This window comes from Microbulbifer variabilis ATCC 700307 (genome assembly GCF_000380565.1).
GTDB classification, from domain to species: domain Bacteria; phylum Pseudomonadota; class Gammaproteobacteria; order Pseudomonadales; family Cellvibrionaceae; genus Microbulbifer; species Microbulbifer variabilis.
Genome location: NZ_AQYJ01000022.1, coordinates 61,904 through 88,008, shown reverse-complemented (window position 1 = coordinate 88,008; position 26,105 = coordinate 61,904). Strand labels below are relative to the sequence as shown.

Genomic DNA, 26,105 nt, shown 5'->3' with positions numbered 1-26,105 from the left:
CAAACCGACAGTTGATACGTAATGGCCGGGTATAATACCCGGCCATTGATTTAGGCACCTTTCACACAACAGAAAATTCCATGGAAGGCACACCGGAGAGGCTCAATATAGGGATTTTTACCACCGCGAAAAACCACAATAATAAAAAAATTAATTCTTTGTGATCAATATCGCGAATGGGTTCAACTAATTTCGATTTCTGGAAGGTCCTCCTCGCTACTGGCATTGAGCCAGACTTGAGCAGCAGCTTTACGAGCAATTTCCCGATAAAACCCAGCAATCTCCCCATCTGGATCTGCGGTAACGCTCGGACAGCCACTATCGACATCTGCACGGATTTTTTGTGCCAACGGCAACTCACCAAGTAAATGTGTATCGTATTCCTCAGCAATGCGTTCACCGCCACCAACGCCAAAAATCGGTTCGCTGTGACCACATTTGGAGCAGGTGTGCAGTGCCATATTTTCGACGATACCAAGTACAGGCACAGAGACCTTACGGAACATCTCTACTCCCTTGATGGCATCTTTCAGCGCCAAGTCTTGGGGGGTAGTCACTATAATCGCCCCAGCTAGAGTAGTTTTTTGTGCCAATGTCAGCTGAATATCACCTGTGCCGGGCGGCATATCCACAATCAGGTAATCTAGCTCTTCCTTTGCATCGCACCATAGAGTCTGGGTAAGGATTTGATTAAGAGCACCACTGGCCATCGGGCCACGCCATACAGCTGGGGTATCCTCAGTCATCAGGTAGCCCAGAGACATGGTCTCAATTCCCAGAGCATCCACCGGCACAAAGAATTTCTGCTCCTTTACGTGAGGACGTTGCCCCTCAGTACCGAGCATCGTGGGTAGGCTGGGGCCATAGATATCTGCGTCGAGTAACCCTACCCGGGCTCCCTCTGCCGCCAGCGCCAGCGCCAGGTTTACTGCTGTGGTGGACTTCCCCACCCCCCCCTTGCCAGAGGCTACCGCAACGATATTTTTTACCCCTTGCAGTGGCTCAGGGGCACTTGGCGATGAAGTCGCGGGGATATCACTGAAGAGCTCAAACTGCAGGCTGCTACCACCCAGGGGGCCACTTTTCAACAAGGGCTCACAGGCCTCTTTGACCCTTTTGTGCCAGGATTCCACCTGGCTCGCGCAAGGGTAGCCAAGGGTTATACCTACAAGCACTGTATCGCCCTCGTAACCTACCTCAATGTCCGCATCCAACTCGTCCAGTAACAACCCACTGGCCGAGTCGTGCAACTGACCAAGGCATTCAGCCAGGCGCTCGAGTTCGGCCTGAACTTCCATTGATAGCTCTTCATGGTCGTGATGATCGCTCACGGTATCTCCCTCTTGGTGCTTCTTGTCTGGGATGCATTGTGTAGGATGAAACAGCCCAACGCCAGTGAATGGATCATTTCAACGACATCCCACATACCTCCCCGGCATAGCACAAATCTGCTATATTCCGCGGTCTTTTGACGTTCTCCGGCCGCTCCAGCGGAGCCCCCGGCCGCAACCCCAAAGCGATGGAAAAACCGATGCCCGATACGCGCAAAATCCTAGTCACCAGCGCACTCCCTTATGCCAATGGCTCCCTGCACCTGGGCCACGTTCTCGAGTACATCCAGACCGACATCTGGTCGCGCTTCCAGCGTGCGCGCGGCAACGATTGCCTATACATTTGCGCAGATGATGCGCACGGCACCGCAATCATGCTCAAGGCCGAACAATTGGGCCTGACTCCGGAGCAGCACATCGCCAACATGCAGGCGGAACATGAGCGGGATTTTGCCGGCTTCCTGATCGGCGTGGATAATTACCACTCCACCCATTCAGAGGAAAACCGCGAGTTGTCCTCTATGATTTATCAGCGTTTGAGCGACAATGGCCATATCGCCTCTCGCACCATCACCCAGGCATTCGATCCAGAGAAACAGCTATTCCTGGCAGACCGCTATATCAAGGGTACCTGCCCACGCTGTAGCACACCCGATCAATACGGTGATAACTGTGAGGCTTGTGGCGCTACTTACAGCCCCACAGAGCTAATCGATCCGGTTTCCGCCATCTCTGGCGCTACACCGGAGGAAAAAGAGTCCGAGCACTTCTTTTTTACACTGCCCGCCTTCACCGAATTTCTGCGTGACTGGACTCGCTCCGGTACCCTGCAGGATGAAGTCGCCAATAAGCTGGCCGAGTGGCTCGAAGAGGGGTTGCAGGAATGGGACATCTCCCGCGACGCACCTTACTTCGGTTTTGAGATCCCAGACGCGCCGGGCAAATATTTCTATGTATGGCTGGATGCTCCTATCGGCTATATGGCTAGCCTGAAAAATTACTGCGACAAGAATGGTAGCGACTGGCTGGATTACTGGAAGAAAGACAGCAATGCTGAGGTATATCACTTTATCGGCAAGGATATCGTCAACTTCCACGCCCTATTCTGGCCGGCCATGCTGGACTCCGCAGATTTCCGCACCCCCAACAAGGTATGTGTGCATGGCTTCCTAACCGTCAACGGCAAGAAAATGTCCAAGTCCCGCGGCACTTTTATCAACGCCCGCAACTACCTGGATCACCTGAATCCCGAATACCTGCGCTACTACTTCGCCGCCAAACTCACCGCCGGAGTGGATGACCTGGACCTCAACCTGGATGATTTTATCGCCAAGGTGAATTCCGACTTGGTAGGCAAGGTAGTCAATATCGCCTCACGCACCGCCAAGTTTGTCAGCAAGGCCGGTGGCAAGCTCGCCACTGAACTGGCCGATGAAAAATTGTGGGACCAGTTTATAGAAGCCGCACCACGCGTTGCCAATTACTATGAGCAGCGCGAATATGCCCGCGCCATGCGTGACATTATGGCACTGGCCGATGCTGCCAATGCCTGGATCGCCGACAAAGCCCCCTGGTCCCTGGCTAAGCAGGAAGGAGCTGAGTCCGAAGTACTGGCAATTTGTTCTCAAGGCGTGAATATGTTCCGCGCGCTGATCACATGGCTCGCCCCAGTACTGCCCAACACCGCGCAAAAGGCGGCTGAATTCCTCAACAGCGGGCTGGAATGGAACAGTGCGATTACACCTCTGGTCGACCATGAGATCAACAAGTTCAAGCCGCTGCTGCAGCGTGTAGAAAAAACCCAAGTGGATGCAGTGATGGATGCGGCAAAGGAGTCTCTGGCCCAACTGCAGGCCGAGGCCAAGGCCGCCACAGGTCCCCTGGCCGATGAGCCCATTGCCGAGCAAATCCAGTTCGATGATTTCGCCAAGGTAGACCTGCGTATCGCCCTGATTGCCAAAGCAGAACACGTAGAGGGCGCCGGTAAGTTACTGCGGCTGACCCTAGACTTGGGCGGCGAAACACGACAGGTGTTTGCCGGCATCAAGAGCGCCTATTCGCCAGAAGAACTGGAGGGCAAGCATACTGTCATGGTAGCTAATCTGGCGCCGCGCAAAATGCGCTTCGGGGTGAGCGAAGGTATGGTGTTGGCCGCCGGGCCTGGTGGTAAAGACCTTTGGATTCTAGAGCCTCACGAGGGCGCCAAGCCCGGCATGCGAGTCATGTAATTGAATCTGGCGATGTCCCTAGCCTAGCGCAGTGACACCGCAATCAGGCCGGCGCATACTAGCCCCACACCAAGCAGTTGGGGCCTGTATGCCGGCTCTTTTAATAGCCAGATACCAAAACCAACTCCCAGCGGAATACTGAGCTGGCGCAAGGCCACTACATAGCTCACATTCTCCGTCATCGCCATGGCCAGCAAAACAAGGCCATAGGTAGCTCCCATCATGAGTCCCGTTACTAACCCGAGCTTCAAATCACCCAGGCTTCGCACCAATTGGGCACGCCCATTGCTACCAAGACAACCGAAAAGCAACCACAAGCCGCTGGCAAAGAACTGCATACCCAGGTAACTGTATGCCATCGCCATAGGCCGAACGGCACCGTCGAGAGCTGTCTCCAGGTGGAGTAAAGCTCCCTTATCTGCCAGTGAATACCCTACAGTCCCCAGTGCGGCGACCAGAGCCCAGGCACAATCAGCTCGCCAGTAAGCGCGCCAGTGCCATTGACGAAAATACACCAGTGGCACTAACAGACAGCCAATGGTGACCAGTAACATGCCCAGCCAGGCAAGCCACGGCAGAGTCTGTCCGAGCAGCACCGTTGCCAGCGCCACCAGTAATACAGGCAGTGCTCGTGCTATGGGATAAACAAGCCCCATATTGGCGCGCTGGTATGCTAACGCCAGACCTCCCATATAAATCATCTGAAAAAAGCCACTGCCTATCAGAAGCAGCCAGAACGCACGCGGCAATCCCTGTGCTTGAGACAAGACCCAAACACCAAGGGGAAGAAGTAATAAGCCCACGCTCAGTGTGGCGATGCAAAAAAAAGCCGGGGAAGGTGTGCGGGATTTTCCCAGTAAATTCCATCCCGCATGGAGAAATGCCGATACTAAAACCAGTGTTGCTGCGGTTACCGATATTCCCATTAAGAGCCCTCTTCAACTGAAACAGAAAGGCCCGACAAACAAACCGTAGCCACCCACACAGGACAGATCACGCGCCCCTCCAGCGAAGCCATTGCAATCGGCATCAACTGCCGTAGCATGCCTAAAACAACACAGAAACTAAGGAGACCCCATGCGCGGCGTATTTCTTGACGCACTGACAATGAAGCTGGAGGAGTTGGACATATCAGCCCTGCAAAACAGTCTAGACCACTGGGATTTCCACGATACCACTTCCAACACGCAAACTGCTGAACACATTGCCGATGCGGAGGTGGTAATCACCAACAAGGTGGTATTAAATCGCGCCGTTTTAGCGCAAGCAAAAAACCTCAAACTGATCTGTGTATGCGCTACCGGCACCAACAATGTTGACCTTGAGGCCGCAAAAGAATTCGACATCCCAGTGCGCAACGTCCAAGGCTACGCTGGAGCCTCAGTGCCACAACATACTCTGGCCTTAATGCTGGCCCTCGCCTCACGTTGGCACCTCTATCACCAGGACGTAATGGCGGGACAATGGAGTCAGTCAGAGATTTTTTGCCTGCTGGATCATCCAGTAGTTGAACTATCGGGAAAAACTCTCGGCATTATTGGCTATGGGGAGTTAGGTCAGAGGGTTGCTCGCCTCGGCGAGGCTCTGGATATGCGGATTTTGATCGCTGAATCCTCCGGACAAACTGAACAGAAAAACCGGGTGCCCCTGGCGCAGTTGCAGTCGGAGTCAGATGTGCTCAGTCTGCACTGTCCACTCACAGAGCAAACTGAGAAACTTATCGATCGCACATTTATCGCTGCAATGAAACCCGGCGCTCTATTGATCAATACAGCCCGCGGCGGCCTGGTAGATGAGGAAGCTCTCGCCGACGCATTGCGCAGCGGCAAGCTGGGTGGGGCAGCCTTGGATGTACTCAGCGAAGAACCCCCACCCGCAAGCCACCCTCTGCTGGATAACGACATTCCCAACCTAATCCTTACCCCTCACAATGCCTGGATCAGCCGAGAAAGCCGCCAGCGCCTATTAAATGGCGTGGTTAATAATATTGAATCCTGGAGACGGGAATTCGACAACGCACCCCTTAAGCCGTGACTTCCCTCTTCTATCTATATGCTCTCCCCGCACCCAACAGAGCCTTAGAAAAATGATCACAATTAAGGCTCGGGGTCACTATCCTACCCATTGGGCACGATTCTCACCCTAAAAAGTACTTATACCCAGGAAGGAATTTCAGTGATTTTGGTTAGGAGACAAGAAAAGAGAGTGTATATAGCTTTTTATAAAATAATTAATTGTGCTTATTTTCAATTCCCCTAATAAAAGCGCTAATTTGACTGGGGAATACAGGGGACGACTATATCATTCCTTGCCAATCAACCCCTGAAAAGGAGCAACCCGATGGCAACTGCAAGATCTCCCCACACAAACTCCAGTAGGGAAAAGCTGCAACAGGCCTATAATCTCGCAGGCGAGGCGGCAACTGATGCTGCGGAAAGCTTGAGACAGCGAGCTAAATCTTCAGTGGAAACCCAGAGACAGCGTGCTGCGGAAGTTATGGAAAAAGCGGAATCTTCATTGCGGGAACGCCCAATTCTTGCGGTGGGTTGTGCCTTTGTAGTCGGTTGGGCAATCGCTAAGCTTTTTAAATAGCTCTGATCATTTTTTTACCAGTAGGGATACCCTAGATGGGAAATGGAAAAAAGCCCGACTCTAATTCCGGCCCGGCTGCGCACGATCGCGGCCGGGACGAAACAGATGGATCAGCCAACGGCGTTGGAAATAGCGACGATGACAGTTTAGAAACAACTTTGGCCCGTGCCGAAGCCACTCTCACGTTGCTTACTGCCTGGATCAGCAATATTCAGCGATTATTCCAATTGGAATTGGATCGGACTCTGACTGCTGGCAAACGCCTTATATTTTTGCAACTGATGTTGGTGCCCCTGGGAACAGCCCTGCTTGTCACTATTTGCGGCGGCGTAGGCCTTTTTGCCTACTATTTTTCCCAGTCTATCTATATTGGCTTTCTCGTCTTTCTCTTATTACAAATTGCTATTTTTATCGGCGTGCTGATATACCAACAGAAACTGCGCCCGCTGCTTGGGTTTGAAGAAACCAAGCGGCAGGTGAAAGAGGCCTTAAGCGATGTCGCTGAGAACTTTAAATAAACAGATTGAACAATGCCGCCACGATACAGAAAAACAGCGTCGTAGCGCATTGCACTTAATCAATCAACAGCAGCAGCAGGCCCGCCAACTCCTGAGTTCAATTCCTGTACCACTAATGCTCGGTCTGGCATTCGCTGCTGGTTTTATTACCGAGAAATTGTGGCGGCTGCCACGCACCTCGCAAATAGTTCAGCTGATGCTTTCACTGCGTACTTTCTAAAGAGGAAGGCGAGCTTTTTTCTCATAAACAACTCCCTGTTAGCTCTCTTCATCTGTTAATTTGTCCTGGGTCTTTGTCTCAAAATCACTGGCATCATGGCGCTCGTGAAGCTGTTTTTTGGGATCTCCCCAGGTTCGATTTACCATGCGTCCACGTTGCACTGCAGGCCGTGCGGCAATTTCCTCAACCCAGCGATTCAGATGTTTGTAACTTTGGGTATCGAGAAATTCGGCAGCATCATAAGCCTCATTGCGTACCAATGCTCCATACCAGGGCCAGATCGCGATATCTGCAATAGTGTATTCACGCCCGGCTATATATTGGTGTTTTGCCAGCTGCTGATCCAAGACATCCATTTGCCGCTTTACTTCCATAGCAAAACGATTGATCGGATATTCATACTTCTCAGGGGCGTAGGCATAGAAGTGGCCAAAACCACCACCGAGATAGGGGGCAGCGCCCATTTGCCAGAAAAGCCAGTTGAGAGTTTCCGTGCGCTGCTCCGGGGTATGCGGTAGGTAGGCGCCAAACTTCTCTCCCAGGTAAAGGAGTATCGAGCCACTTTCAAATACCCTGATAGGCGGATTTGTGCTCTGGTCCAAAAGAGCAGGAATTTTCGAGTTGGGGTTCACCTCCACAAAACCACTGCCAAACTGATCTCCCTCAGTAATACGAACCAGATGGGCATCGTATTCAGCTCCATCAAAACCCAGCTCCAACAACTCCTCCAGCATGATCGTCACTTTGACCCCATTCGGCGTCCCCAGTGAATACAGCTGCATCGGGTGCTTACCCCGGGACAACGCCTTCTCATGTGTGGCACCCGCCACCGGGCGATTGATCTTGGCGAACTGCCCACCGCTCTCCGAATCCCAGGTCCAGACTTTTGGTGGGGTATAAGGTTGATCCGACATTTCACGGCTCCAACTGATATTAGGATTTGTCCAGCCATAGATATGGCCACGTCAATTTACTGTAAAGGGGCGCGCCAACATTTATCGAGAAAGTTCAAAGGAGTTCACTTAATTCACCCGAAACTACACTCACAACCGGCAAACCAGCTGAAATAAGCCCTATTTTTTATATGGACACTAACGACAACCCCATATCTCAATAACCTCGCACAGCTTATAGTCATGCAGCGGCTATTTGGTCATATTACTGACCCCGAAGCTGGGGCCCCTCACCTGCCAGAAGATGCCTTTTCCGAGTTGAAGGCCCTCTGCGACTCACCCATAATACCGGCCCTGCGCGACATTCGACGGACACCTTGCTCACAGAACGCACCACTATCAGGGGCAGGGGCATATACACCGCCATAGCGCTCGTGCCATTTCGCCCCAGGGCTTCAACCGGACCTGTTATGACCGAATTCGCAGTTATCCTGCTCAGTACCATCCTGGTCAACAACTATGTGTTGGTACAGTTTCTGGGCCTGTGCCCCTTTATGGGTGTCTCCAACAAGTTGGAGACCGCCGTGGGCATGGCCGGTGCCACAACCTTTGTACTAACCCTGGCGTCAATTTGCTCCTACTTGGTAAATACCTACTTGCTTGAGCCTTTTGGTATCGAGTATTTGCGCACTATCTCCTTTATTCTGGTAATTGCAGTAGTAGTGCAGTTTGCGCGAATGTTTATCGAGAAAACCAGCCCATTAATGTACAAGGTACTAGGGGTTTTCCTACCTCTAATCACCACTAATTGCGCAGTATTAGGAGTGGCCCTGCAAAACACCATGAAGGCCCATACATTTATGCAGTCCACCTTGTACGGCTTCGGAGCTGCTGTAGGCTTCTCCCTGGTTTTGATTCTTTTCTCCTCCATGCGTGAGCGTCTCTTTGCCGCAGATGTACCCCTGCCATTTCGCGGTGCAGCTATCGGTATGGTAACTGCCGGGCTGATGTCCCTGGCATTTATGGGCTTTAGCGGTCTGGTATAGGGTTTTACGATGCTGGACTGGATCTCAGAAATTTCCTCTCCCCTACTGGTACTTGGCGGCATGGCGCTGACGTTTGGTGCCCTGCTGGGATTTGCCGCTGTACGCTTTAAAGTTGAAGGCGACCCCCTGGTGGAACAGGTTGATGCGCTACTACCACAGACCCAGTGTGGACAGTGCGGTTACCCCGGCTGTAGACCCTATGCGGAAGCCATCGTGCACGGCGATGCCATCAACAAGTGCCCACCCGGAGGCCAGGCCACCATCAATGAGCTGGCCAACTTACTGGACATGGAACCCATGCCACTGGACGCCGAGCACGGGGTAGAGGAAGTAAAGAAAGTCGCTTTTATTCGCGAGGCAGAATGTATCGGCTGTACCAAATGTATCCAGGCATGCCCGGTGGACGCTATCGCCGGGGCTGCTAAATACATGCATACCGTCATCACCGATGAATGCACTGGCTGCGACCTGTGTGTGGAACCCTGCCCAGTGGATTGTATTGATATGGTGCCTGTGGATATGCCTTTACAAGACTGGCACCCCCGGAAACCTGAGGACGGCATCCAGTTAATAGCCTCTGACCGTCGCGGTAATCAGACAGAAACTGGGGGAGGTGCAGTTTGAGCCCCGAGAACGAGACCCAAGCACAGCAAGAGAGAGCCCAACAGCGGAAAGCGGTTACCGAGCGTCGCGCTGCCCGTGAGGCCCAGTTAATTGCCAGCGAAAAAGCGCGGGAGCTGCGCCCCAATGATTTTCACGGTGGCGTACACCCCCCGGAGAATAAGCATCAAAGTACCGGCGAGCCCATTGGCAGTATTCCCTTAGCCGAAGATCTGATAGTGCCCCTTCTACAGCACACAGGTGCTACAGCCCTGCCACTGGTTAATCTTGGTGACGATGTATTAAAGGGGCAAAAAATTGCTGAAGCGGATGGCTTGATCAGCTGTCCAGTGCACGCTCCCAGCTCTGGCAAGGTCGTTGCTATAGAGCCCTGCGCCGTCCCCCACCCATCGGGGCAGGTGGAAGACTGCGTTGTTATTCGCACCGATGGTGAGGAGCGCTGGTGCAAGCTTGAGACCTGTGAGGACTTTACCCAGCTCAGCCGAGTGGAGTTGCTGGAGAAAATTCGTGACTGCGGCATCGCGGGAATGGGAGGTGCCGGTTTCCCCACTGCAGTAAAACTGGACCCTCATGGCGGTGCAGAGATTGATACTTTGATTATCAATGGCACCGAGTGCGAACCCTATATCACCGCTGACGATATGCTGATGCGGGAGCGCGCTGGAGAAATTATTGCCGGAGTCGGTATCCTTTCCTACATCCTTGATGAACCGGAACGGGTTCTCATCGGGATTGAGGATAACAAACCTCAAGCGATTGCAGCGATGCGCGAGGCCGCCAAAGGCACTCGTTTCGATATTGTCGTATTTCCTACTAAATACCCCTCCGGCGGTGAAAAGCAACTGATCCAGATTCTCACAGGGCGTGAGGTCCCCAACCAGGGACTGCCGGCCAATGTCGGTATCGTATGCCAGAACGTGGGTACTGCCAGAGCCATATTCCGCGCAGTACACTTCGGAGAGCCTTTGATCAGCCGGGTTACCACTGTAGTGGGCAAAGCCCTGGAGCGACAACGCAATATTGAAGTACCCATCGGTACCCCCATTCGTCATATCCTTAAGCATCACGGAATTCACCGCGGATTGATGCAAAAGGTGATTATCGGTGGCCCCATGATGGGGTACACCATTGATGATGAAAGCTCACCAGTTGTAAAAACCACCAATTGTCTGCTGGTACCTACCATTGATGAGCTGCCACCCGCTCCAATAGCCAAAGCTTGTATCCGCTGTGGTTTCTGCGCAGAAGCCTGCCCTGCATCGCTGCTACCACAACAACTCTACTGGTATGCACGCGCTGATGAACGGGAAAAACTACAGGCTTACAATTTGTTTGACTGCATTGAATGCGGGGCCTGCTCCTATGTTTGTCCCAGCACGATTCCTCTGGTCCAGTATTACCGCGCGGCAAAGGGGGCTATACGCCAGACCGAGGCGGAGAAGGAGAAATCCGACCGTGCTCGCGACCGCTTCGAATTCCGTAAACTGCGCCTGGAAAAGGCGGAAAAGGAAAAAGAGGCAAAACGTGAAGCCCGACGCAAGGCAGCCGAACTGGCCCGCCAGCAGCGCGAGCAAAACCCAGAGTCTGAGCAAGCCAAAGCCAGTAAACAGGAGGCCGATGTTGTCGCCGCAGCGCTAGCTAGGGTCCAGTCCCGCCAAGAGGACCCCCAGCAATTATTCGCCCGTGCTCAGCGCACGTTCTCCAGTGCAGAGAGCCGCGTGGAGCGCCTACGCGGCAAACTGGAAACCGCCAATGACAGCCAGCGCGACCAGCTTGCCGCTCAACTCAAAGCTGCTGAATTGAAACTACAGGAAGCTGAACACAAGCTCACCCTGGCCAAGCGACGCGCCGACCGCGACCCCGCGCGAGAACCCAGTAAAGAAGAAACCAATGCCGCTGTACGCGCTATCAACAAAGCCCGTTCCGCCGCAGAGGCGCGGGCCCAGTTAAGTGATGCGGAAAAGCTCACTGCGGATATTGATGCTCTACGCAAGAGGGTATCCAAAGCCGAAGCACGACTGCAAAAGGCCCGGGAAGAAGATGACGCTAATCTAGAGGCTTTTGAGACCGCCTTGGAGAAGCTGCAGAAAAAATTGGAAAACAAGATGCATGAACAGCAATCGGCACAGGGTGGAGATCAATAATGTCACTGATCCGTGCCACCTCTCCCCATGCCCGCTCCGGAGATCAAACAGCCAAAGTGATGCTGCAGGTGGCCGCCGCCACCGCCCCGGGTGTACTGGCGATGGTGATCTACTTTGGCATAGGCGTTCTGATCAATATTGCCTTGTCGATTATCACCGCCATGCTGTGCGAAGCGGCGGTGATGAAATTACGCAATCGCCCCGTGGCCTTTTACTTGCGTGACTATAGTGCCTTTGTCACCGCATTGCTCCTTGGCATCGCCCTTCCTCCCTATTGTGCTTGGTGGCTGCCGGTAGTAGGCAGTGCCGTGGCTGTAGTACTGGCTAAACACCTCTATGGCGGTATGGGCTACAACCCGTTCAACCCTGCAATGGTGGGCTATGTGGTGCTACTCATCAGCTTCCCTGTGGACATGACTCGCTGGGTGGGCGCTGCAGATGTAATCGGCGGTGCCCCCAGTGTTGGGGAAGCCTTCGCCCTCGTCTTCGGCAATTACAACGTGGATGGTTTCACCCGCGCTACACCCTTGGAGATTGTCCGCCTCAATGAATCAGTTCTTTTGTCACAGCTGTATGAATTGGAGCCCATTTTCAACAAGGGCACCTTTGCTGGGGCTGGCTGGGAAACCATTAGTTTTGGTTTCCTGTTCGGAGGACTATTTCTGCTCTTCCGCGGCATTATCACCTGGCATGCGCCGGTCGCGATGCTCGCCACCCTGACTCTTTTATCCCTGTTTTTTTATGACAGTGGCAGTTCACTGTCTGAAGGTTCACCGCTATTGCACCTATTTTCTGGTGCCACCATGTTTGGAGCCTTCTTTATTATTACCGATCCGGTTAGCGGCTGTACGAGTAATAAGGGGCGCCTGATTTTTGGGGCGGGGGTGGGGCTCTTTACCTATATTATCCGCGCATGGGGCAGCTACCCGGATGCAGTGGCTTTCGCAGTGCTCTTGATGAACTTTGCCGCGCCCACTATCGACAATTATTCCCTGCCCCGCACTTATGGCCATAAGCGGCCACGACGCGCCACCGATCTGGAGGAGCGCTGATGCTCAAACAGTCCATGGCGACAAACGCCGCTGTCTTAACCCTATTTGCCCTGGTCACTGCCGGAACGCTGGCAGTGACCCAGGTCACTACACGTGAACCCATTGAGCGCGCCATACGGGCAGCATCGGCAAAAGCACTGTTGGAAATCATTCCCCTGGATCGCCACAGTAACGACCTACTGGTTGATACCTATCCAATTCCCAAGGTCTTCTGGAACCAGCTCGGCCTCCCCCAGGGTGGTGATATCAACCTCGCGCGGGGGGAGGATGGAAAAATCTCCGCTGTGATTGTGCCAGCGGTGGCACCCGACGGTTATTCAGGCCCGATCCAATTGCTGGTGGGAGTAAACCGCGACGGTACTATTGCCGGGGTGCGGGTTACAGGTCATAGCGAAACCCCCGGCCTCGGCGACAAAGTTGAGCTGAAGAAAAGTGACTGGATACTGCAATTCGATGGTTTGTCATTAAAAAATCCACCCGCCTATGAATGGAAAGTACAGAAAGATGGCGGAGTGTTCGATCAGTTTACCGGGGCCACAATTACCCCGCGCGCGGTCGTGAATGAGGTGCGTCAAGTATTGGAATTTGTCGCACAGAATCACCAAAAGATTTTTAGTGCACCAATATCAAAGCGTGCGGTGGAAGTTGAGAACCCCGAAGCAGAAAAAACAGATGGGGCCCAACCAGAGATGGAGCAAAACTGATGGCAACCCCCGGTTACGCAGAAATCACCCACAATGGGCTTTGGAAGAATAACCCTGCACTGGTGCAGCTACTGGGGCTTTGCCCCCTGTTGGCAGTGACAGGCACAGTGGTCAACGCTATTGGATTGGGCCTAGCCACAACCGGAGTTCTTACCTGCTCAAACCTGGCGGTATCCCTCGTGCGTCAGCAAATGCCAGATACTGTTCGACTGCCCGCTTCGGTCATGATCATCGCCACCTTCGTTACCTGTGTCGAGCTGCTCATGAAGGCCTTCACTTATGAGTTGTACTTGGTGCTCGGTATTTTTATTCCCTTGATTGTTACCAATTGCGCCATTCTCGGGCGTGCAGATGCCTTCGCGAGTAAAAACCCGGTCCTTCCCTCGCTGGTAGATGGATTTATGATGGGAGTTGGCTTTACCGCAGTATTAATCGTAATTGGCGCCGTACGGGAAATATTGGGCCAGGGCACTCTCTTTTCAGATATGGATTTATTACTCGGCCCCATGGCAAAAGACTGGGGCATCTCGGTCCTGGGTAGTAACTATCCTGGAGTACTTGTGGCGGTACTCCCCCCAGGAGCATTCCTGGTTGCAGGTCTACTAATCGCAACAAAAAATGCAATAGATTCAGGTATTGAACGTCGTCGCAGCCAACAAGTAAAAATTGTTCCCGGCTCTAAACGTGTTCGCGTTACCGGAAAAATTTCTTAGAAATAAACTTGGAGAAAAAATATCGACGGCAATCTTTTAGTTTAGCGAAAACCATTTGATTGCCAGTGATTATTTAAAGGGCATATTTCATTTATTCTTCTAAATAAAATATTCATATTTGGCGTATTTATTTTCCTTTGATAGATTAATAGACATCTATCTGTCACCAAAAGCCCAAAAACATACACCTTTGCTAACACACTGAAAATAAAGCCCTTTTTCAGTGCAATACTGGTGTAATCGAATGTAATAGCATTATTGTCTCTTTTTGAATTCGTTTGGCTAGAATGGCACGACCGACCAGCTTGAGAGTGCTATCGGTGCCAACGCAATAAGAACAGGGATACTGCTATGACTGTAGACAATGGAAAGTCTGATTTGGTCTACCACGGCCGCCGCGCTCAGCGCGCCGACAGCCGCCTGCGCCGCAAGGCAATCCTTGAGGCCACCCTGCGACTGATCGTAAAGGAAGGTATTCGCGGTATTCGTCACCGCGCTGTAGCCCGGGAAGCAAGTGTACCCCTGGCTGCCACTACCTACTACTTTAAAGACCTCAATGACCTTATCAGCGACTCATTTACATATTTCGTCGAACAGGGACTAGAGAGTACGCGCCAACTTCAGGAAGAAAGCTTCAGCGCTGCCCGTAACCTTTCAGCACAAGAACGCGCCTCGAACAGTAGCCGCAAATTATTAGTCCAACAGCTAACCCGTTTTGTGCTGACCCATGTCCGAAGCCAAGCTGAGGACAAGGACCGGCGCCTTATAGAACTAGCATTTCGCAATGAAGCACTGCGGAATGAGCAGCTGACACGAGCAGTACGCATGTCAAACCATGCACGGGAATCCCTGATGCAGGAATTCTTCCACCTGCTCGGCCTCACAGACCCCGAAGCTGCAGCTCAGATCGCCCATGGCACAATTCTAAAGCTAGAGTATGAAATACTGAGTGGCACTATTGCCCTCGACTCACCACTACTCGAGCGTACGGTTACCATGATGGTCCACGGGCTGATTCCCGCCGCCACTCCGGTTACTGAAGCCGCAGCATACGGTTAAAATGGGGTTCGGATAAGGTACAGTGCCCTCGGGCACTGTACCCATTCTTCTGAACTAGCTCCGTCTTTCAGAAGGGTTTATGTGCAAGTACCCGGCATAGCCGCAACCCACTGGCGCAGTAGCTCCACCCCCTCCTCATGCACCAAACTGCGACCCAGTTCCGGCATCATCGCACCGGGATCAACAGACTCAATTCTGAAATTCAAAATGGAGTGATCCGGTTCACCCGGCACTATGGCAAATAAGCGCTCGCCACTGCCAGTTCCCGCCGCCACCGGTGGCTTGCACAAGCCCAACTTACGCAAGTCTGTCTCACTATGATTTAGCATTAAACCAGAGGTATCGGCCGCGCCAGCAGGGTTATGGCAATGACCACAATTGATATCAAGATAGGCCCTGGCTCGCTCATTCAGCGTTACACTGTTATCCATAAATTTGGCTAAGCTGGGCAGTTCAATAGTCTTGGGAACATCACGAAGATAACCAATCTTTTGCCAGTGCTTCAGCTGATTTTCTGTACCACTGAGGTAGGGGTAATCTCGATTGAGGTGTCTGGCCCTTGGGCCGAGAGGTGAAATTTTCTTGCCGGTGAAATTATCTGCATGGCATCCAGCACACTGATTAGCATCAGGCACCACATAGGTAAATTCTGTAATATCCCCCGTTGCCGTTTTTAGCTTAAGTCGACTGGCATCACCAGCAATTTCAAATACCGCTTCTGTCTGTGATTCATTCCAAATATAGGGAATCGCCTGCCAGCCACTCTCACGCCTCACTAGCAACCGGGTTTCCATCAGACGCACCCGCTGCATATCCAGGGCCTCACCCATACGGCCTTCAGCATAGTCATGCTCGAAATTATCAGTGCGCAGTACTGTCTCGTTTTCGCCCCTTGGGTAGTAAAATGTTTTGGTTAAAACTGTGCCAACAGGGTAGTCAAACTGCTCATCGCCATATCGGGCCGAAACACCATCAGGCATCCACACTGTACGCAACTTATGGGCATAATCAGTAAATAGTCCTGTGTTGAGATCATAGGGCACCACTCCGATATTTGGCGTTAATACACCATCGAGAATATTTACCAGGTTCCAATCACTTAGTCGTTCCGGAATCGCATTTTCAGCAAACACGACCACTTGAGGGCGAGATTTATCACAGCCTGCTATAGTGGACAGCATCATTCCTGGAAGCAGGATAAAGGCACTTGCCCAGGATATCCAACTATTCATTTCTACCCTCTAATACTGCCAGATGATTATCTGTCTTCTGATCCTCTACGGGCTGCTCAAACTCCAGGACAATTTGGGGTAATTTCTCAAGCTGGCATTTATGTGCGGAAATATCTGTAGAGATATTTTGATAGCCATTGAGGAAATCCACATTGAGAATACCAGCTTCTGCATTATCAATGCATAATTTCAAGTGATCCGGCAGGGCTCCATCAACTGTTTTCTCTTGATTGACAACCCCGTCCCAAAGTACATCGGGAATGCTTCCACCCAGTCCAAATCGAGCCAATTTCAAGGCTTTCAATTCCAGGTGGTCCGGTGAAGTGCCCCCACCAGAAAACTGGTTATCATAGATATAAATTCCTTCAGGATATGGGTCGAAATCTTCCTGTGTGGATTTGTCGCTATAATAACCCGCCGTAAAGTAGCTACTCACTACTATATTAGCGGTATCGTTATCTGCTATCTCATTCTCAAATATCTCAACATTATCATTGGAGTTAATTACAATACCTGACCCTGCAGGAACTGCAGCTACTGGCGTACCTTCATGACCAAAATTTGATGTATTGTTTTTAAAAATTTTATTATTGAAAATACGGGTGCTATGCCCAGGCTGAGGAAGGTTTGGCATATTAAAAACCAAGACTCCACCCGTATTGTTAGTTGCCACATTTCCGTATACATCAGCGCCGATCGTGTTTTCAATTTCAATCCCAGCCACATTGAATTCGGCACGATTATTACGCACTATGACATTTCTCGACTGCCCTACGTAAATACCCGCATCGGATGCCCCTATAGCAACTGAACTCTCCACCAGGGTATTTTTAGTTTGAACAGGATATATGCCGTAAGCTCCATTCTCAGTGGCTGGCCCATTTGTCCACTCAACACGTATATTGCGAATCACTATGTTCTCGCCTTCATTTACTTTTAAGGCATCACCGATTGTGTCTTCAATGGCAAGATTTTCGATAGTGAAATTACTTGCATTCACCAGTAATCCTTCAGCCCCCTGAATCTGCCCTTTAAACGAGAGAATAGATTTATCCATACCCGCACCGCGTATCGTGACGCCATCCACATTCAAGGATAAGCTGCGGTTAATTTGAAACTCTCCTTCGGGAATTAACACCACATCCCCCGGTTTTGCGGATATCAGCTGCCTGAGTAGTTGCTTTTGAAAATCATGGCTAGCTTTTACGTCGGGAGCGTCATTTTGTACCCGCTTGTCTTTGTCACTAGGCGAGCAAGCTGTGGAAGCCATTAGTGCCAAAACCACTCCCACACAGATTGATGTTTTCATGATACGTCCTTTATTTGAATTATTATCGGTAGCAATTAGTGGCAATCTATAAAAATAGGCACGAATGTACCAATTAAGTTGCGCAAAAAACCCTCTTACATAGCTTTACCGATACTATCCAACCAGTGCCTCTGCATCAAGACACTATTATTAATGAACCGGAAAACAATACCGACTCGGCATTAGCAAATTATCCGTCACTTACACTTTAAAATTGGCCCAGGAAAGCTAAAGCGATGAAAATCTTAAAGCCAGCCTTGATTTCCATCAGCTTATTGGCGGAGAGCACTCTCGCCGAGCAGTCACTTAAAGTAGTGATCATGACACCTGATGGAGAAACATTTCAAACAAAACAAATATTGGAAAATCGACTCACAGAAAGCACTCCCGTAATATCTATAAGGGCAATAATGAAAGAGTATCAAGCGATACGGTGCAACGGCCCATGGGGTGCAATTAAGTACAAGGTGATGCTATCAAGCGGTCCAGGCATAGAGATTTTCAAGAAGAATGATCGAGTATACCTACAGTTTATCGAGTATTCAGTAATCAATAAAGATTTGACAGTAGCAAGTATGGGCATTCATTGTATTGATACCGAGCCAAAACAGATATTTAACACTATTGGAGAAATTGATCTTATGAGGAACATAGAAAAGCAAGAGGAGCTGGAGCTAAGCAACGGCTACATTTTAAAATATCATTACACTCCAAAATAAAACCATACAAGTAATTAAACATTTAGAAACTTACCAGCCTGAAAATAAGTTTCTTGACATTCATCTCTTACTAAGTCCTCCATGTTTAAGAAGCCATGTATCATATCTGGAAAGTGGAAATTTTCTGAACGAACCCCAGTATTTTTTATAGACTGATAATAAAGCACCCCCTCATCTCGCAAGGGGCAAAACCCTGCCGTTATAACTAGAGTATCCGGCAATCCTCCGGAGAAATCCATATGTAATGGAGATGCTGACTTTCTACATTGGCCATCCTTAAAGTACTGCTCAGAAAACCAGATGCATTTATCGCGTTCGACATAATAGCCCACACCATTTTCCTTATATGACGCACACCTAGCTGTATAATCAACACAGGGATAGACCAGAACTTGTTTGGAAATAGTAATACCTAGATCATATTGGGCGAGATGCGAAACTGATGCAGACAGGGCTCCACCTGCTGAGTCTCCAGCAAGAGATAAACTTTTTTGATAATTGACTTTTCTTTTATCCAAAACCGTCCATATCCCACGAGCGACAGCACACGAATCGACCACTGCAGCGGGATATGGATTTTCGGGAGCCAGCCGATACTCTGGTGCCACCAAAATATGCTGCGTCGCGAGGGAAAATTTCCGGCATATCGGATCATAGTTTTCTACACTTCCCACAACATGACCACCACCATGGAAATATAAAAGTACAGGCAACTTCTTCTCTGGTGCAGGATTATATACCCTGACAGGCACGTTATAGCCAGTGGAATAGACTACTTCATCAAATATGTAGTCCACTTCTGGAATATCAGAAATGTAACTCCTGATCATATTTCCAGACATCTCACGAGAATTAATTACACTAAACTTGAACCCCTGAGCTGCTTGCGCAGCCATACTCTCGTTGAGTTGATCCAGAAAAGGGATCAGTTTCGCATTTACCTTTCGCAACAGGCTGTCCTCTCAGGTAAATCACAAAGCAATCATCAACATTATAAGTAGTCTCCATACATAAAGGCTACCTGATTAACTGATAGAAAATAATTAAGAATCTATAAATATAATTATTTTGTCTACTAAAAGCAGCCAGCTTAGAATTAACAAGTAAACTGGCTATTTGAAGAATAATTGTGATATCAGTGGAAAACTGGCTCGGAGACATAGCTCCAGAAAAGTACAGTTCCCACCATAATCAACACAGCCATTACCAGAGAGACAGTAATAATGGCACTGGCAAAAAGAAACCCGCGCTCTTCCGAGACACCCATAACAATGGGAATTCCCAAATATAACAAATAAACGGCATAGGCAACTGCAACGGTAGCCAAAAGAATATCTAACCATAGCAAAGGGTATATACCGGCGACACCGACTAAAAAGATTGGTGTTGCAGTAAATCCTGCGATAACAACGCCCTTCAATGGGTGTGTTTCAGCTCCATAGGTCTTGGCCATCCAGTGAATGAAGTAGCCAATCGCAACAACAGTCAATACCATAGTGCAGTAAAAAACCGCAACCAACTCCAGTGCACTCTGACCTGTAATTCTGACCGGTTCACCGCCACCAATACTCCAACCCACCTGAGTGGTGCCAAAATACCACGCCGCTGCTGGAAGCAACGCCAAAATAATCACGTAGGGCAACTGACTGCGTAATTTCTTTTCAGGGAGGCTACTGATCAGTTCCCACTGCCTGCGGGGCTGTATCATAAGGCCGAACATATGGATCAACATTCCGTTTTCCTCACGCTCTGTAAGGAACTCTAAGTGCGACCTATTTGCTCAATTTGATCTTGAAACTGCTGGTCAAAATGAGGTGTACCACTAAAAGGCCATCCTCGAAGCTCCAGTTCATTTCTTCTTCTATCGACTTACTTTTAGGAGCTTAAGTCGTTCAAGTCAACAATAAGGAAGGAATTGGCGGAAATGCTTACATGAGCGTTTCTAGGAGAAACATTTAACCCACCGAAAATGATACAAAACAACCCGGGAGGATAATTATCTGTATAAATAAAAGAGAGACAAATAAGTGGATATAGCCATATCAGAGGTAGCTGGCGAATTAACTCAGCCAGCTACCTGGAGGGACATTCCAGCCTCAGAAACTGACCGCCTGAATAGCGCACATCCAACCAAAACGATCCTCCTCTCGCCCTTCCTGAATATCAAGGAGCGCCTGACGCAGGTGCTGGGCCACAGGACCAGGTGCCTGAGGAAGTTTGTAGGTACCACTTTCATCACCTATCACGCTTATAGGGCTGATAATCGCAGCGGTGCCACAGGCAAATGTTTCAGAGCAGACGCCCGAGGCGACCTGCCCTAGTAATTCATCAATATGAATTGCACCCTCAATTACTTTGTATCCGAGGTCCCTAGCCAATTCAATCAGACTAAAACGGGTAATCCCCTCTAGAATGGAGCCATTAAGCGCCGGAGTGTGAAGCTCGCCGTCGATTACCGCGAAGAAATTCATACCAGACAACTCATCCACACTACTGCGGTCGTCTGGGTTAAGCCATAGTGACTGGTCAAAGCCACGCTCTTTTAAGCGACCAATACTAAGCAAGGAGCCTGCGTAGTTACCACCGACCTTTGCATCCCCAGTGCCCCCTACTGCAGCTCTGGCGTCTTCTCGCTCTACCCAAAGTCGCATATTACCGGAGTGGTAAGCCTCTGAAGGGCTTGCGATCACATAAAACTCATAGGAGGTGCTCGCAGATACCGTTAGGTCTGCCTGGGTACCCATCAGAAAGGGACGCAAGTAGAGGGATTCTCCACTGTTACCAGGTACTAAATTTGCGCAGTAAGCAGCGACAGTGCGCACACCATCCATGAACAGAGACTCAGGCACTGGAGGCATACATAGGCGCTTGGCTGAATAAGACATGCGCTCTGCATTTTTTTCAGGGCGGAAAAGGGCAATACCCTGCGACGTACGGTAAGCTTTCATCCCCTCAAAGCACGACTGAGCGTAATGCAATACCTTAGCTGCCGGGTCAACAGATAGTGGTGCGTAGGGGACCAACTCACCACTGCTCCAGCAACCATCCTGACAGACAGCACGAAACATTACTGGCGCCATTACTGCCCCAAAACCCAGCCTCTCAGGCATTTCATATCCACGCAGGCTCGGGGCTACGTCAGGGTCGATATAGATGCTCACCAGCTCTCTCCTCTCATTCCAATTGGCTGATTATGGCGCCTGTTGCGCTGCAATCCAAATATGTCACCCGAGGGTTGATCAGATACAGCTAATAGCCCCTAAAAAAACGCAAAAATTTAGGATAAAAATCCACTAAGCAGTTCGTATTACTTGCCCCACAGTGTCAGATACGGCATCCCCCCGGCAATATCAACTGTCGCCCAAACAAGCACAATAAACTTTTGGCACCTGCTTACCGACCTTGAGTTCTGCTATTTCTCCCGGCCTGCTAAACCAAAAGGGTGGTCGCAGGCATGCCGGCAAATCGATAGCCGGTTGGTTGAAGTCTCCGTCACAATCCCTCTGATGACAGATTGTGCTGGCTATACTGTTTAATACGCAGCCAGGAGCGCAAAGATAAGCATCCGGCTGCGTCTTCCCCGAGGCCCCAAGAGCGAACTCACCGCCGGCCCTCGTGTTGAAGCAGAACCACATTTCAGGAGAGAGCTTCCACTCAACGACCTTTGGGGTCCACAGGTGGAAACGAGACCCACATACCCTGCGTGAGGCCATGGCTTTTTTCGCAGTTGTGGGTAATGAAAACCGGAATGGAAGTGGTTCAATCGTGACACAGATAGATACCAGCAAATCACTTGCTATCGGCTTGATGTTTACAGCCACAGCACTGCTGTGTAAAAGCGCCTTCGCTGCAGATGGCGTAACTGTGAGCCAGGATACTAATGCCCCTCCCAAGGCATTTATTGAGGCCGCCTCCAAACCCCTACAAAAAAATCGACGACAACTTCGTCCTTCTGAGGCGGTAGAAAGCTACCGCGAACGAATTGAAGAACTTGAGGCACAACACGGTGCTTATGGCGCGGGAATTGATGAACAATTACTTGGGTTAGCCACAGCTTTGCAAAAAACTGGTGCACATAAAGAAGCCGCCAGTGAGTTCCGTCGTGCCATGCTGGTAAATAGGGTCAATGAAGGACTCTACTCCCTCAACCAGATCCCTATGATTGAGCGACTGATCGAAAGTCAGATTGCCCTCAATCAGTGGGAGGAAGCTAACGACAATCAACAGTACCTCTACTGGCTTTACGAAAAAAATTACGGTGAAAAAGATCCACGGATGTTACCCGTTATCAATAACCTGAGCCGCTGGCATCTACAGTCTTACATAGAAGAAAAAGGTGAGACTCTTGTTGAGCACCTGATCAATGCTACAAAACTTTATACCTTAGCGGTTGATATTATCACAAAGAATTTTGGTGCCAGTGATTTGCGCTTGGTAGACGCTCTACGCGGACTCAAAGCAACCAATTATTACTTGGCAACCTATAAGGGCGAACCACAGGCACCAGTTATCGTCAATACCAGCTTTGGCGCTGGTGGATCCAATGCCAGTCAACTTCACAAAGTAGATCACTACCGGACGAAGAGTTTTAACACCGGTAAAAAAGCCATAACCCGTATCGTCGACGTTTACCAAAGAAATCCCCTATCCCCACCGGCAGCTTCAGCCAAAGCAAAAGTAGAGCTAGGTGACTGGTACATGATGTTTAACAAGTGGCATTCGGCTCGCCAGACATATGGCGAAGCCTATCAGGCACTATGGGACAATGGCGCCTCCAATGACGAAATAGAGGATATTTTTGGGCGTCCTGTCGCCCTGCCAGCACTTCCAATACTGGACTCCGACAGTAAGGCCCTAGCCAACTCCCACATCACTGTTTCATACGACGTTACCGCTTTCGGGAAAGCACGCAATATTAAGGTGTTGAGAGCCTACCCATCGGACAAGGTGCGCATTCGTTCCAAAGTCCGCAACATATTAAAGCGCGCCAAGTTTCGCCCTCGCTTTGAGGACGGCGAAGCAGTAGAAACCCGCGGCATAGTGCAACGATTCGTCTTTGATTGAGGATTTTTGCTGCAAAGCACTTTTAAAGCGGTGTGGTAAACGCGCAAATAATCAAATAACAACTATTTTTAAGATTCCACACCGTTTACTTATCGGACTGGCAGATTACGTAGACTGTTCACCGACCCGCCTGCCCGGGCACATATCAAATATTTTAGGAGAAAGCAGATGACAATTCGGAAAGCGCTTCGAAAAGGTCATTGCCAGTGTATTGGCTGGCATACTCTGCTCTCCGTTGCCTTATTGACCTCAGCGATGGTCGGCTGTAAGAGCCAACAGACACAATCGCAACCGCCAGCAATGCCATCAATGCCCTCTGCCAGTTCTCAGTCTCAATCGCAGCCACAGTCGCAATCGCAGTCACAATCGCAGTCTCAGAGCAGTTCTTCGTCCAGCAGCAGTTCACAGAGCTCCAGCCAGTCGCAGACCGCCAGCAGTAGCAGCGGCCAGCCACGTAGCAACTCTTCTAGCCAGCCCAGTATGAGCATGCCCGGTGCGGAAAGAAACTCCCAGAGTAACAGCAGTACGGCACCGGGAGAGGAACAGGCTTCCCGCCAGAGTTCAGCTGGAGATTCTATGCCGGAATCTGATTCCCGCAATCGCTCCACACCGGTTTATAGTGATTCAAAGCAATCACAAAGGGATCAAAGTAATCCGCCAGACCCCTCCTCTGGAGAGGAAGGCACTCCTCCAAACGAAATCGATTTTTCCGAGGAGGATCAAACCGCTTCATCTTCCAGCGCCTCCAGTAGCAGTTCTTCCAGCAGTGCATCTTCCAGCAGTAGTAGTGCCAATAGCGCTAATGCCGGGCAACCAGGCGATAGTGCATCAAGGGCGGGAAGCGCACCCAACGAAGCCCCGACATCGGCTGCGGAGCAGGTTGCGGAACTGGAGGGCCGCTTTGAATCCACCATGGTGAGTTACGACGGCATGATCCTGCGCGAGCGTGATTACGTGCGTAATAGGCCTGGCTCGGCCTCCGCTGAAAGTGACGAGGACGCCATGGATGAAGCGCCGCCAGGGGAATCCCTGGAAGACCTCATTGAATCAGCCGAAGCTGAAATCCCCGCACCACCAGGCAGTGGAGCACCAGCTGGAGGAGGACCGCAGCAAAATAACTCCAGTGGCCAGGTTACCGGACCCGGGCTGCCTACAAAAGGGCGACAGGGGGACTACAACCACAGCAGCTCACAGGCCATAGTACCCGCAGATATACCCAGTGGTACAGATGACGATGTTGTAGCAAGGCAAATTCGTGAAGCAGCCACCCGGGAAACCGACCCCGAATTGCGGGAAAAATTATGGGAAGAATACCGAAAGTATAAAAAAGCGACGAAGTAGTTACTAAGGATGCCGGTATGTCATTTTACAAGTCCACTTACAAAAACGGCCACTCCCCGACATGCTTATTTACCATATTATTGTGGTCGGTAGTCGCATTAATTTTCACAGGCTGTACCACAACGGAAGTACGAACTACCGCATTTACGCCCCTTACTATTGAGGACAAAAATATTGCTGAAGAGCGATTACTCGACGTAGGCGTAATTCAGTTTGACCCAGGCCTAGAAACTACTGAGGCAGACGAAGATACCCTGGTATTTCCTGAATTGCGCCAGGCGGAGTCTCGCTTTATGGCCGTCACCTTGGCCGACTCATTGCAATCAAGCCTTGGCTGGGGAGCAGTTCGAGTTATCCCATCTGCACGCACCAATATAGATGTAACCGTCTCTGGCCGTATTCTCAAATCCGACGGCGAATCCCTGACAGTTGAAATTACTGTCGCTGACTCCCGAGGCCAGCTCTGGTTTACAAAAGAGTACAGTGAAAACGCCTCGCATTATGCCTACGATCGCAAGCACCCTACGGAGGGGGATGCTTTCCAAGGCATCTACAACCGTATTGCCAACGACATGCTGCAGTACCGGCAAAAACTATCAAATCAGCAAATTGTCGAGCTTCGCACTATTTCCGAAATGCGCTTTGCCCGCAGCTTCTCCCCTGAAGCCTTCGACCGCTACCTGCACCAAAGCGAAAGTGGTATCTACTATCTAAGTGCCCTACCCGCAGAAAATGATCCGATGCTAGCAAGGGTGCGCAAAATTCGTGAGCGGGACTACCTGTTTGTCGATACCCTACAGGAGTATTACGGCACATTCGCAAAAACCATGGAGGTGCCCTATCAGGAATGGCGTGCGCGCAGTTACGAGGAGGTTCGGGAGATGCGCGAATTAAAGCGTAAGGCCCGTAATCACACCATTATGGGTGCCGCAGCCATTATCGGCGGAATTGCTGCCGCAGGAGCTGGAGGTGGCAGCGCCCAAGCTGCGGGCCAGGTCGGTATCGGCGCAGGTGGTTACCTGATAAAGAGCGCCTTTGATCGCCGTGCTGATGCCAAGATGCACTTAGAGGCACTGCAGGAGCTGGGTGACTCAATGGAGGCCGAAGTTGAGCCACAAATCGTAGAGCTTGAGGATCGTACTGTGACTCTTACCGGTTCAGTAGAAAACCAATATCGGCAATGGCGCGAAATTCTGAAGGAAATATACGATGCTGAGACGGGCTCATCCAGTAACAGTATCTAGCATCACAAGTGTTACTAACTGAGGTAAATCAAAGCGCTTTTCCACTCTTTTCACCCAACATCTTCACTGGGACCA

Annotated in this window: 26 protein-coding genes; 16 read left to right on the top strand and 10 right to left on the bottom strand. The window is 50.5% G+C overall.

Annotation, left to right across the window (positions count from 1 at the left end):
* Positions 1–182: 182 nt before the first annotated feature.
* Positions 183–1,298, bottom strand: coding sequence for an iron-sulfur cluster carrier protein ApbC (gene apbC / locus G367_RS23080; RefSeq protein ID WP_020411923.1), 1,116 nt, complete (start codon positions 1,296–1,298; stop codon positions 183–185).
* A gap of 233 nt (positions 1,299–1,531) precedes the next feature.
* Here apbC and metG point away from each other — a divergent pair, with 233 nt between their 5' ends.
* Positions 1,532–3,559, top strand: coding sequence for a methionine--tRNA ligase (gene metG / locus G367_RS0104550; protein WP_020411922.1), 2,028 nt, complete (start codon positions 1,532–1,534; stop codon positions 3,557–3,559).
* Between the two features lie 23 nt (positions 3,560–3,582).
* On the opposite strand, the gene G367_RS0104545 is transcribed toward metG, so the two are convergent.
* Entirely contained in the window at positions 3,583–4,485 is a 903-nt protein-coding gene (locus G367_RS0104545; RefSeq protein WP_020411921.1) for an EamA family transporter, read from the bottom strand.
* Positions 4,486–4,636: 151 nt separating this feature from the next.
* Between G367_RS0104545 and G367_RS0104540 the strand changes: the two genes are divergently transcribed.
* From G367_RS0104540 to G367_RS0104525, 4 genes are all read left to right on the top strand, one after another.
* Positions 4,637–5,593 carry a D-2-hydroxyacid dehydrogenase gene (locus G367_RS0104540; RefSeq protein WP_020411920.1) on the top strand — a complete coding sequence of 319 codons (957 nt, stop codon included), beginning with the start codon at positions 4,637–4,639 and terminating at the stop codon, positions 5,591–5,593.
* Between the two features lie 306 nt (positions 5,594–5,899).
* Complete coding sequence (locus G367_RS0104535) at positions 5,900–6,151, top strand: hypothetical protein (RefSeq protein ID WP_020411919.1); 252 nt, start codon at positions 5,900–5,902, stop codon at positions 6,149–6,151.
* A 35-nt stretch (positions 6,152–6,186) separates the two neighbouring features.
* A complete protein-coding gene (locus G367_RS0104530) occupies positions 6,187–6,669 on the top strand; it encodes a hypothetical protein (protein ID WP_020411918.1) in 483 nt (160 codons plus the stop codon).
* Positions 6,647–6,889 carry a hypothetical protein gene (locus G367_RS0104525; protein WP_020411917.1) on the top strand — a complete coding sequence of 81 codons (243 nt, stop codon included), beginning with the start codon at positions 6,647–6,649 and terminating at the stop codon, positions 6,887–6,889. The genes G367_RS0104530 and G367_RS0104525 overlap by 23 nt, the downstream gene beginning before the upstream one ends.
* Positions 6,890–6,927: 38 nt before the next feature.
* Here the strand turns inward: G367_RS0104525 and yghU are convergent, their stop codons facing one another.
* Entirely contained in the window at positions 6,928–7,803 is an 876-nt protein-coding gene (yghU, locus tag G367_RS0104520; protein ID WP_020411916.1) for a glutathione-dependent disulfide-bond oxidoreductase, read from the bottom strand.
* A gap of 449 nt (positions 7,804–8,252) precedes the next feature.
* Between yghU and rsxA the strand changes: the two genes are divergently transcribed.
* The 7 genes from rsxA (at position 8,253) to G367_RS0104485 (ending at position 15,121) form a co-directional block, all read left to right on the top strand.
* The gene (gene rsxA, locus G367_RS0104515; RefSeq protein WP_020411915.1) at positions 8,253–8,828 is read left to right on the top strand and encodes an electron transport complex subunit RsxA; all 576 of its coding nucleotides are present in this window, start codon (positions 8,253–8,255) and stop codon (positions 8,826–8,828) included.
* A 9-nt stretch (positions 8,829–8,837) separates the two neighbouring features.
* Positions 8,838–9,452, top strand: coding sequence for an electron transport complex subunit RsxB (gene rsxB / locus G367_RS0104510; protein ID WP_020411914.1), 615 nt, complete (start codon positions 8,838–8,840; stop codon positions 9,450–9,452).
* Entirely contained in the window at positions 9,449–11,593 is a 2,145-nt protein-coding gene (rsxC, locus tag G367_RS0104505; protein ID WP_020411913.1) for an electron transport complex subunit RsxC, read from the top strand. The genes rsxB and rsxC overlap by 4 nt, the downstream gene beginning before the upstream one ends.
* A complete protein-coding gene (locus G367_RS0104500; protein WP_020411912.1) occupies positions 11,593–12,645 on the top strand; it encodes an RnfABCDGE type electron transport complex subunit D in 1,053 nt (350 codons plus the stop codon). Before rsxC ends, G367_RS0104500 begins: the two co-directional genes overlap by 1 nt.
* Positions 12,645–13,349 (top strand): electron transport complex subunit RsxG, encoded by a 705-nt coding sequence (gene rsxG / locus G367_RS0104495; RefSeq protein ID WP_020411911.1) that lies wholly within the window; start codon positions 12,645–12,647, stop codon positions 13,347–13,349. The genes G367_RS0104500 and rsxG overlap by 1 nt, the downstream gene beginning before the upstream one ends.
* Positions 13,349–14,062: an electron transport complex subunit E gene (locus tag G367_RS0104490; RefSeq protein WP_020411910.1), complete on the top strand. Its 714-nt coding sequence runs from the start codon at positions 13,349–13,351 to the stop codon at positions 14,060–14,062. Before rsxG ends, G367_RS0104490 begins: the two co-directional genes overlap by 1 nt.
* Before the next feature lie 351 nt (positions 14,063–14,413).
* Positions 14,414–15,121: a TetR/AcrR family transcriptional regulator gene (locus G367_RS0104485; protein ID WP_020411909.1), complete on the top strand. Its 708-nt coding sequence runs from the start codon at positions 14,414–14,416 to the stop codon at positions 15,119–15,121.
* Positions 15,122–15,198: 77 nt separating this feature from the next.
* Here G367_RS0104485 and G367_RS0104480 read toward each other — a convergent pair whose 3' ends face one another.
* On the bottom strand, positions 15,199–16,353 hold the full coding sequence (locus G367_RS0104480; RefSeq protein ID WP_020411908.1) for an SO2930 family diheme c-type cytochrome: 1,155 nt from the start codon (positions 16,351–16,353) through the stop codon (positions 15,199–15,201).
* A complete protein-coding gene (locus tag G367_RS0104475; RefSeq protein WP_020411907.1) occupies positions 16,346–17,662 on the bottom strand; it encodes a parallel beta-helix domain-containing protein in 1,317 nt (438 codons plus the stop codon). The genes G367_RS0104480 and G367_RS0104475 overlap by 8 nt, the downstream gene beginning before the upstream one ends.
* A 236-nt stretch (positions 17,663–17,898) precedes the next feature.
* Between G367_RS0104475 and G367_RS0104470 the strand changes: the two genes are divergently transcribed.
* Positions 17,899–18,381, top strand: coding sequence for a hypothetical protein (locus tag G367_RS0104470; RefSeq protein WP_020411906.1), 483 nt, complete (start codon positions 17,899–17,901; stop codon positions 18,379–18,381).
* 14 nt (positions 18,382–18,395) lie between these two features.
* On the opposite strand, the gene G367_RS0104465 is transcribed toward G367_RS0104470, so the two are convergent.
* From G367_RS0104465 to G367_RS0104450, 3 genes are all read right to left on the bottom strand, one after another.
* Entirely contained in the window at positions 18,396–19,331 is a 936-nt protein-coding gene (locus G367_RS0104465) for an alpha/beta hydrolase (protein ID WP_020411905.1), read from the bottom strand.
* A 185-nt stretch (positions 19,332–19,516) separates the two neighbouring features.
* Positions 19,517–20,113, bottom strand: coding sequence for a Yip1 family protein (locus G367_RS0104460; RefSeq protein ID WP_020411904.1), 597 nt, complete (start codon positions 20,111–20,113; stop codon positions 19,517–19,519).
* Between the two features lie 364 nt (positions 20,114–20,477).
* Complete coding sequence (locus G367_RS0104450; RefSeq protein ID WP_020411903.1) at positions 20,478–21,542, bottom strand: branched-chain amino acid aminotransferase; 1,065 nt, start codon at positions 21,540–21,542, stop codon at positions 20,478–20,480.
* 550 nt (positions 21,543–22,092) lie between these two features.
* On the opposite strand from G367_RS0104450, the gene G367_RS0104440 reads away from it, so the two are divergent.
* Positions 22,093–23,445 carry an energy transducer TonB gene (locus G367_RS0104440; RefSeq protein WP_020411901.1) on the top strand — a complete coding sequence of 451 codons (1,353 nt, stop codon included), beginning with the start codon at positions 22,093–22,095 and terminating at the stop codon, positions 23,443–23,445.
* 154 nt (positions 23,446–23,599) lie between these two features.
* Here G367_RS0104440 and G367_RS25995 read toward each other — a convergent pair whose 3' ends face one another.
* Together G367_RS25995 and G367_RS25990 are read right to left on the bottom strand one after the other, a co-directional pair.
* Entirely contained in the window at positions 23,600–23,809 is a 210-nt protein-coding gene (locus G367_RS25995) for a hypothetical protein (protein ID WP_157533340.1), read from the bottom strand.
* A gap of 10 nt (positions 23,810–23,819) precedes the next feature.
* Complete coding sequence (locus tag G367_RS25990) at positions 23,820–24,044, bottom strand: hypothetical protein (RefSeq protein WP_157533339.1); 225 nt, start codon at positions 24,042–24,044, stop codon at positions 23,820–23,822.
* Between G367_RS25990 and G367_RS0104430 the strand changes: the two genes are divergently transcribed.
* Together G367_RS0104430 and G367_RS0104425 are read left to right on the top strand one after the other, a co-directional pair.
* Positions 24,022–24,786 carry a hypothetical protein gene (locus G367_RS0104430; protein ID WP_157533338.1) on the top strand — a complete coding sequence of 255 codons (765 nt, stop codon included), beginning with the start codon at positions 24,022–24,024 and terminating at the stop codon, positions 24,784–24,786. The two genes, G367_RS25990 and G367_RS0104430, sit on opposite strands and share 23 nt — an antisense overlap.
* Positions 24,787–24,803: 17 nt before the next feature.
* Positions 24,804–26,030 (top strand): hypothetical protein, encoded by a 1,227-nt coding sequence (locus tag G367_RS0104425; RefSeq protein ID WP_020411898.1) that lies wholly within the window; start codon positions 24,804–24,806, stop codon positions 26,028–26,030.
* The last annotated feature ends 75 nt before the right edge of the window (positions 26,031–26,105 follow it).

Coding starts and splice junctions, on each gene's coding strand:
- apbC (WP_020411923.1), bottom strand. CDS start 1,298: ATGGAAGTTCAGGCCGAACTCGAGCGCCTGGCTGAATGCCTTGGTCAG.
- metG (WP_020411922.1), top strand. CDS start 1,532: ATGCCCGATACGCGCAAAATCCTAGTCACCAGCGCACTCCCTTATGCC.
- G367_RS0104545 (WP_020411921.1), bottom strand. CDS start 4,485: ATGGGAATATCGGTAACCGCAGCAACACTGGTTTTAGTATCGGCATTT.
- G367_RS0104540 (WP_020411920.1), top strand. CDS start 4,637: ATGCGCGGCGTATTTCTTGACGCACTGACAATGAAGCTGGAGGAGTTG.
- G367_RS0104535 (WP_020411919.1), top strand. CDS start 5,900: ATGGCAACTGCAAGATCTCCCCACACAAACTCCAGTAGGGAAAAGCTG.
- G367_RS0104530 (WP_020411918.1), top strand. CDS start 6,187: ATGGGAAATGGAAAAAAGCCCGACTCTAATTCCGGCCCGGCTGCGCAC.
- G367_RS0104525 (WP_020411917.1), top strand. CDS start 6,647: ATGTCGCTGAGAACTTTAAATAAACAGATTGAACAATGCCGCCACGAT.
- yghU (WP_020411916.1), bottom strand. CDS start 7,803: ATGTCGGATCAACCTTATACCCCACCAAAAGTCTGGACCTGGGATTCG.
- rsxA (WP_020411915.1), top strand. CDS start 8,253: ATGACCGAATTCGCAGTTATCCTGCTCAGTACCATCCTGGTCAACAAC.
- rsxB (WP_020411914.1), top strand. CDS start 8,838: ATGCTGGACTGGATCTCAGAAATTTCCTCTCCCCTACTGGTACTTGGC.
- G367_RS0104500 (WP_020411912.1), top strand. CDS start 11,593: ATGTCACTGATCCGTGCCACCTCTCCCCATGCCCGCTCCGGAGATCAA.
- rsxG (WP_020411911.1), top strand. CDS start 12,645: ATGCTCAAACAGTCCATGGCGACAAACGCCGCTGTCTTAACCCTATTT.
- G367_RS0104490 (WP_020411910.1), top strand. CDS start 13,349: ATGGCAACCCCCGGTTACGCAGAAATCACCCACAATGGGCTTTGGAAG.
- G367_RS0104485 (WP_020411909.1), top strand. CDS start 14,414: ATGACTGTAGACAATGGAAAGTCTGATTTGGTCTACCACGGCCGCCGC.
- G367_RS0104480 (WP_020411908.1), bottom strand. CDS start 16,353: ATGAATAGTTGGATATCCTGGGCAAGTGCCTTTATCCTGCTTCCAGGA.
- G367_RS0104475 (WP_020411907.1), bottom strand. CDS start 17,662: ATGAAAACATCAATCTGTGTGGGAGTGGTTTTGGCACTAATGGCTTCC.
- G367_RS0104470 (WP_020411906.1), top strand. CDS start 17,899: ATGAAAATCTTAAAGCCAGCCTTGATTTCCATCAGCTTATTGGCGGAG.
- G367_RS0104460 (WP_020411904.1), bottom strand. CDS start 20,113: ATGTTGATCCATATGTTCGGCCTTATGATACAGCCCCGCAGGCAGTGG.
- G367_RS0104440 (WP_020411901.1), top strand. CDS start 22,093: ATGGCTTTTTTCGCAGTTGTGGGTAATGAAAACCGGAATGGAAGTGGT.
- G367_RS0104430 (WP_157533338.1), top strand. CDS start 24,022: ATGCCGGAATCTGATTCCCGCAATCGCTCCACACCGGTTTATAGTGAT.
- G367_RS0104425 (WP_020411898.1), top strand. CDS start 24,804: ATGTCATTTTACAAGTCCACTTACAAAAACGGCCACTCCCCGACATGC.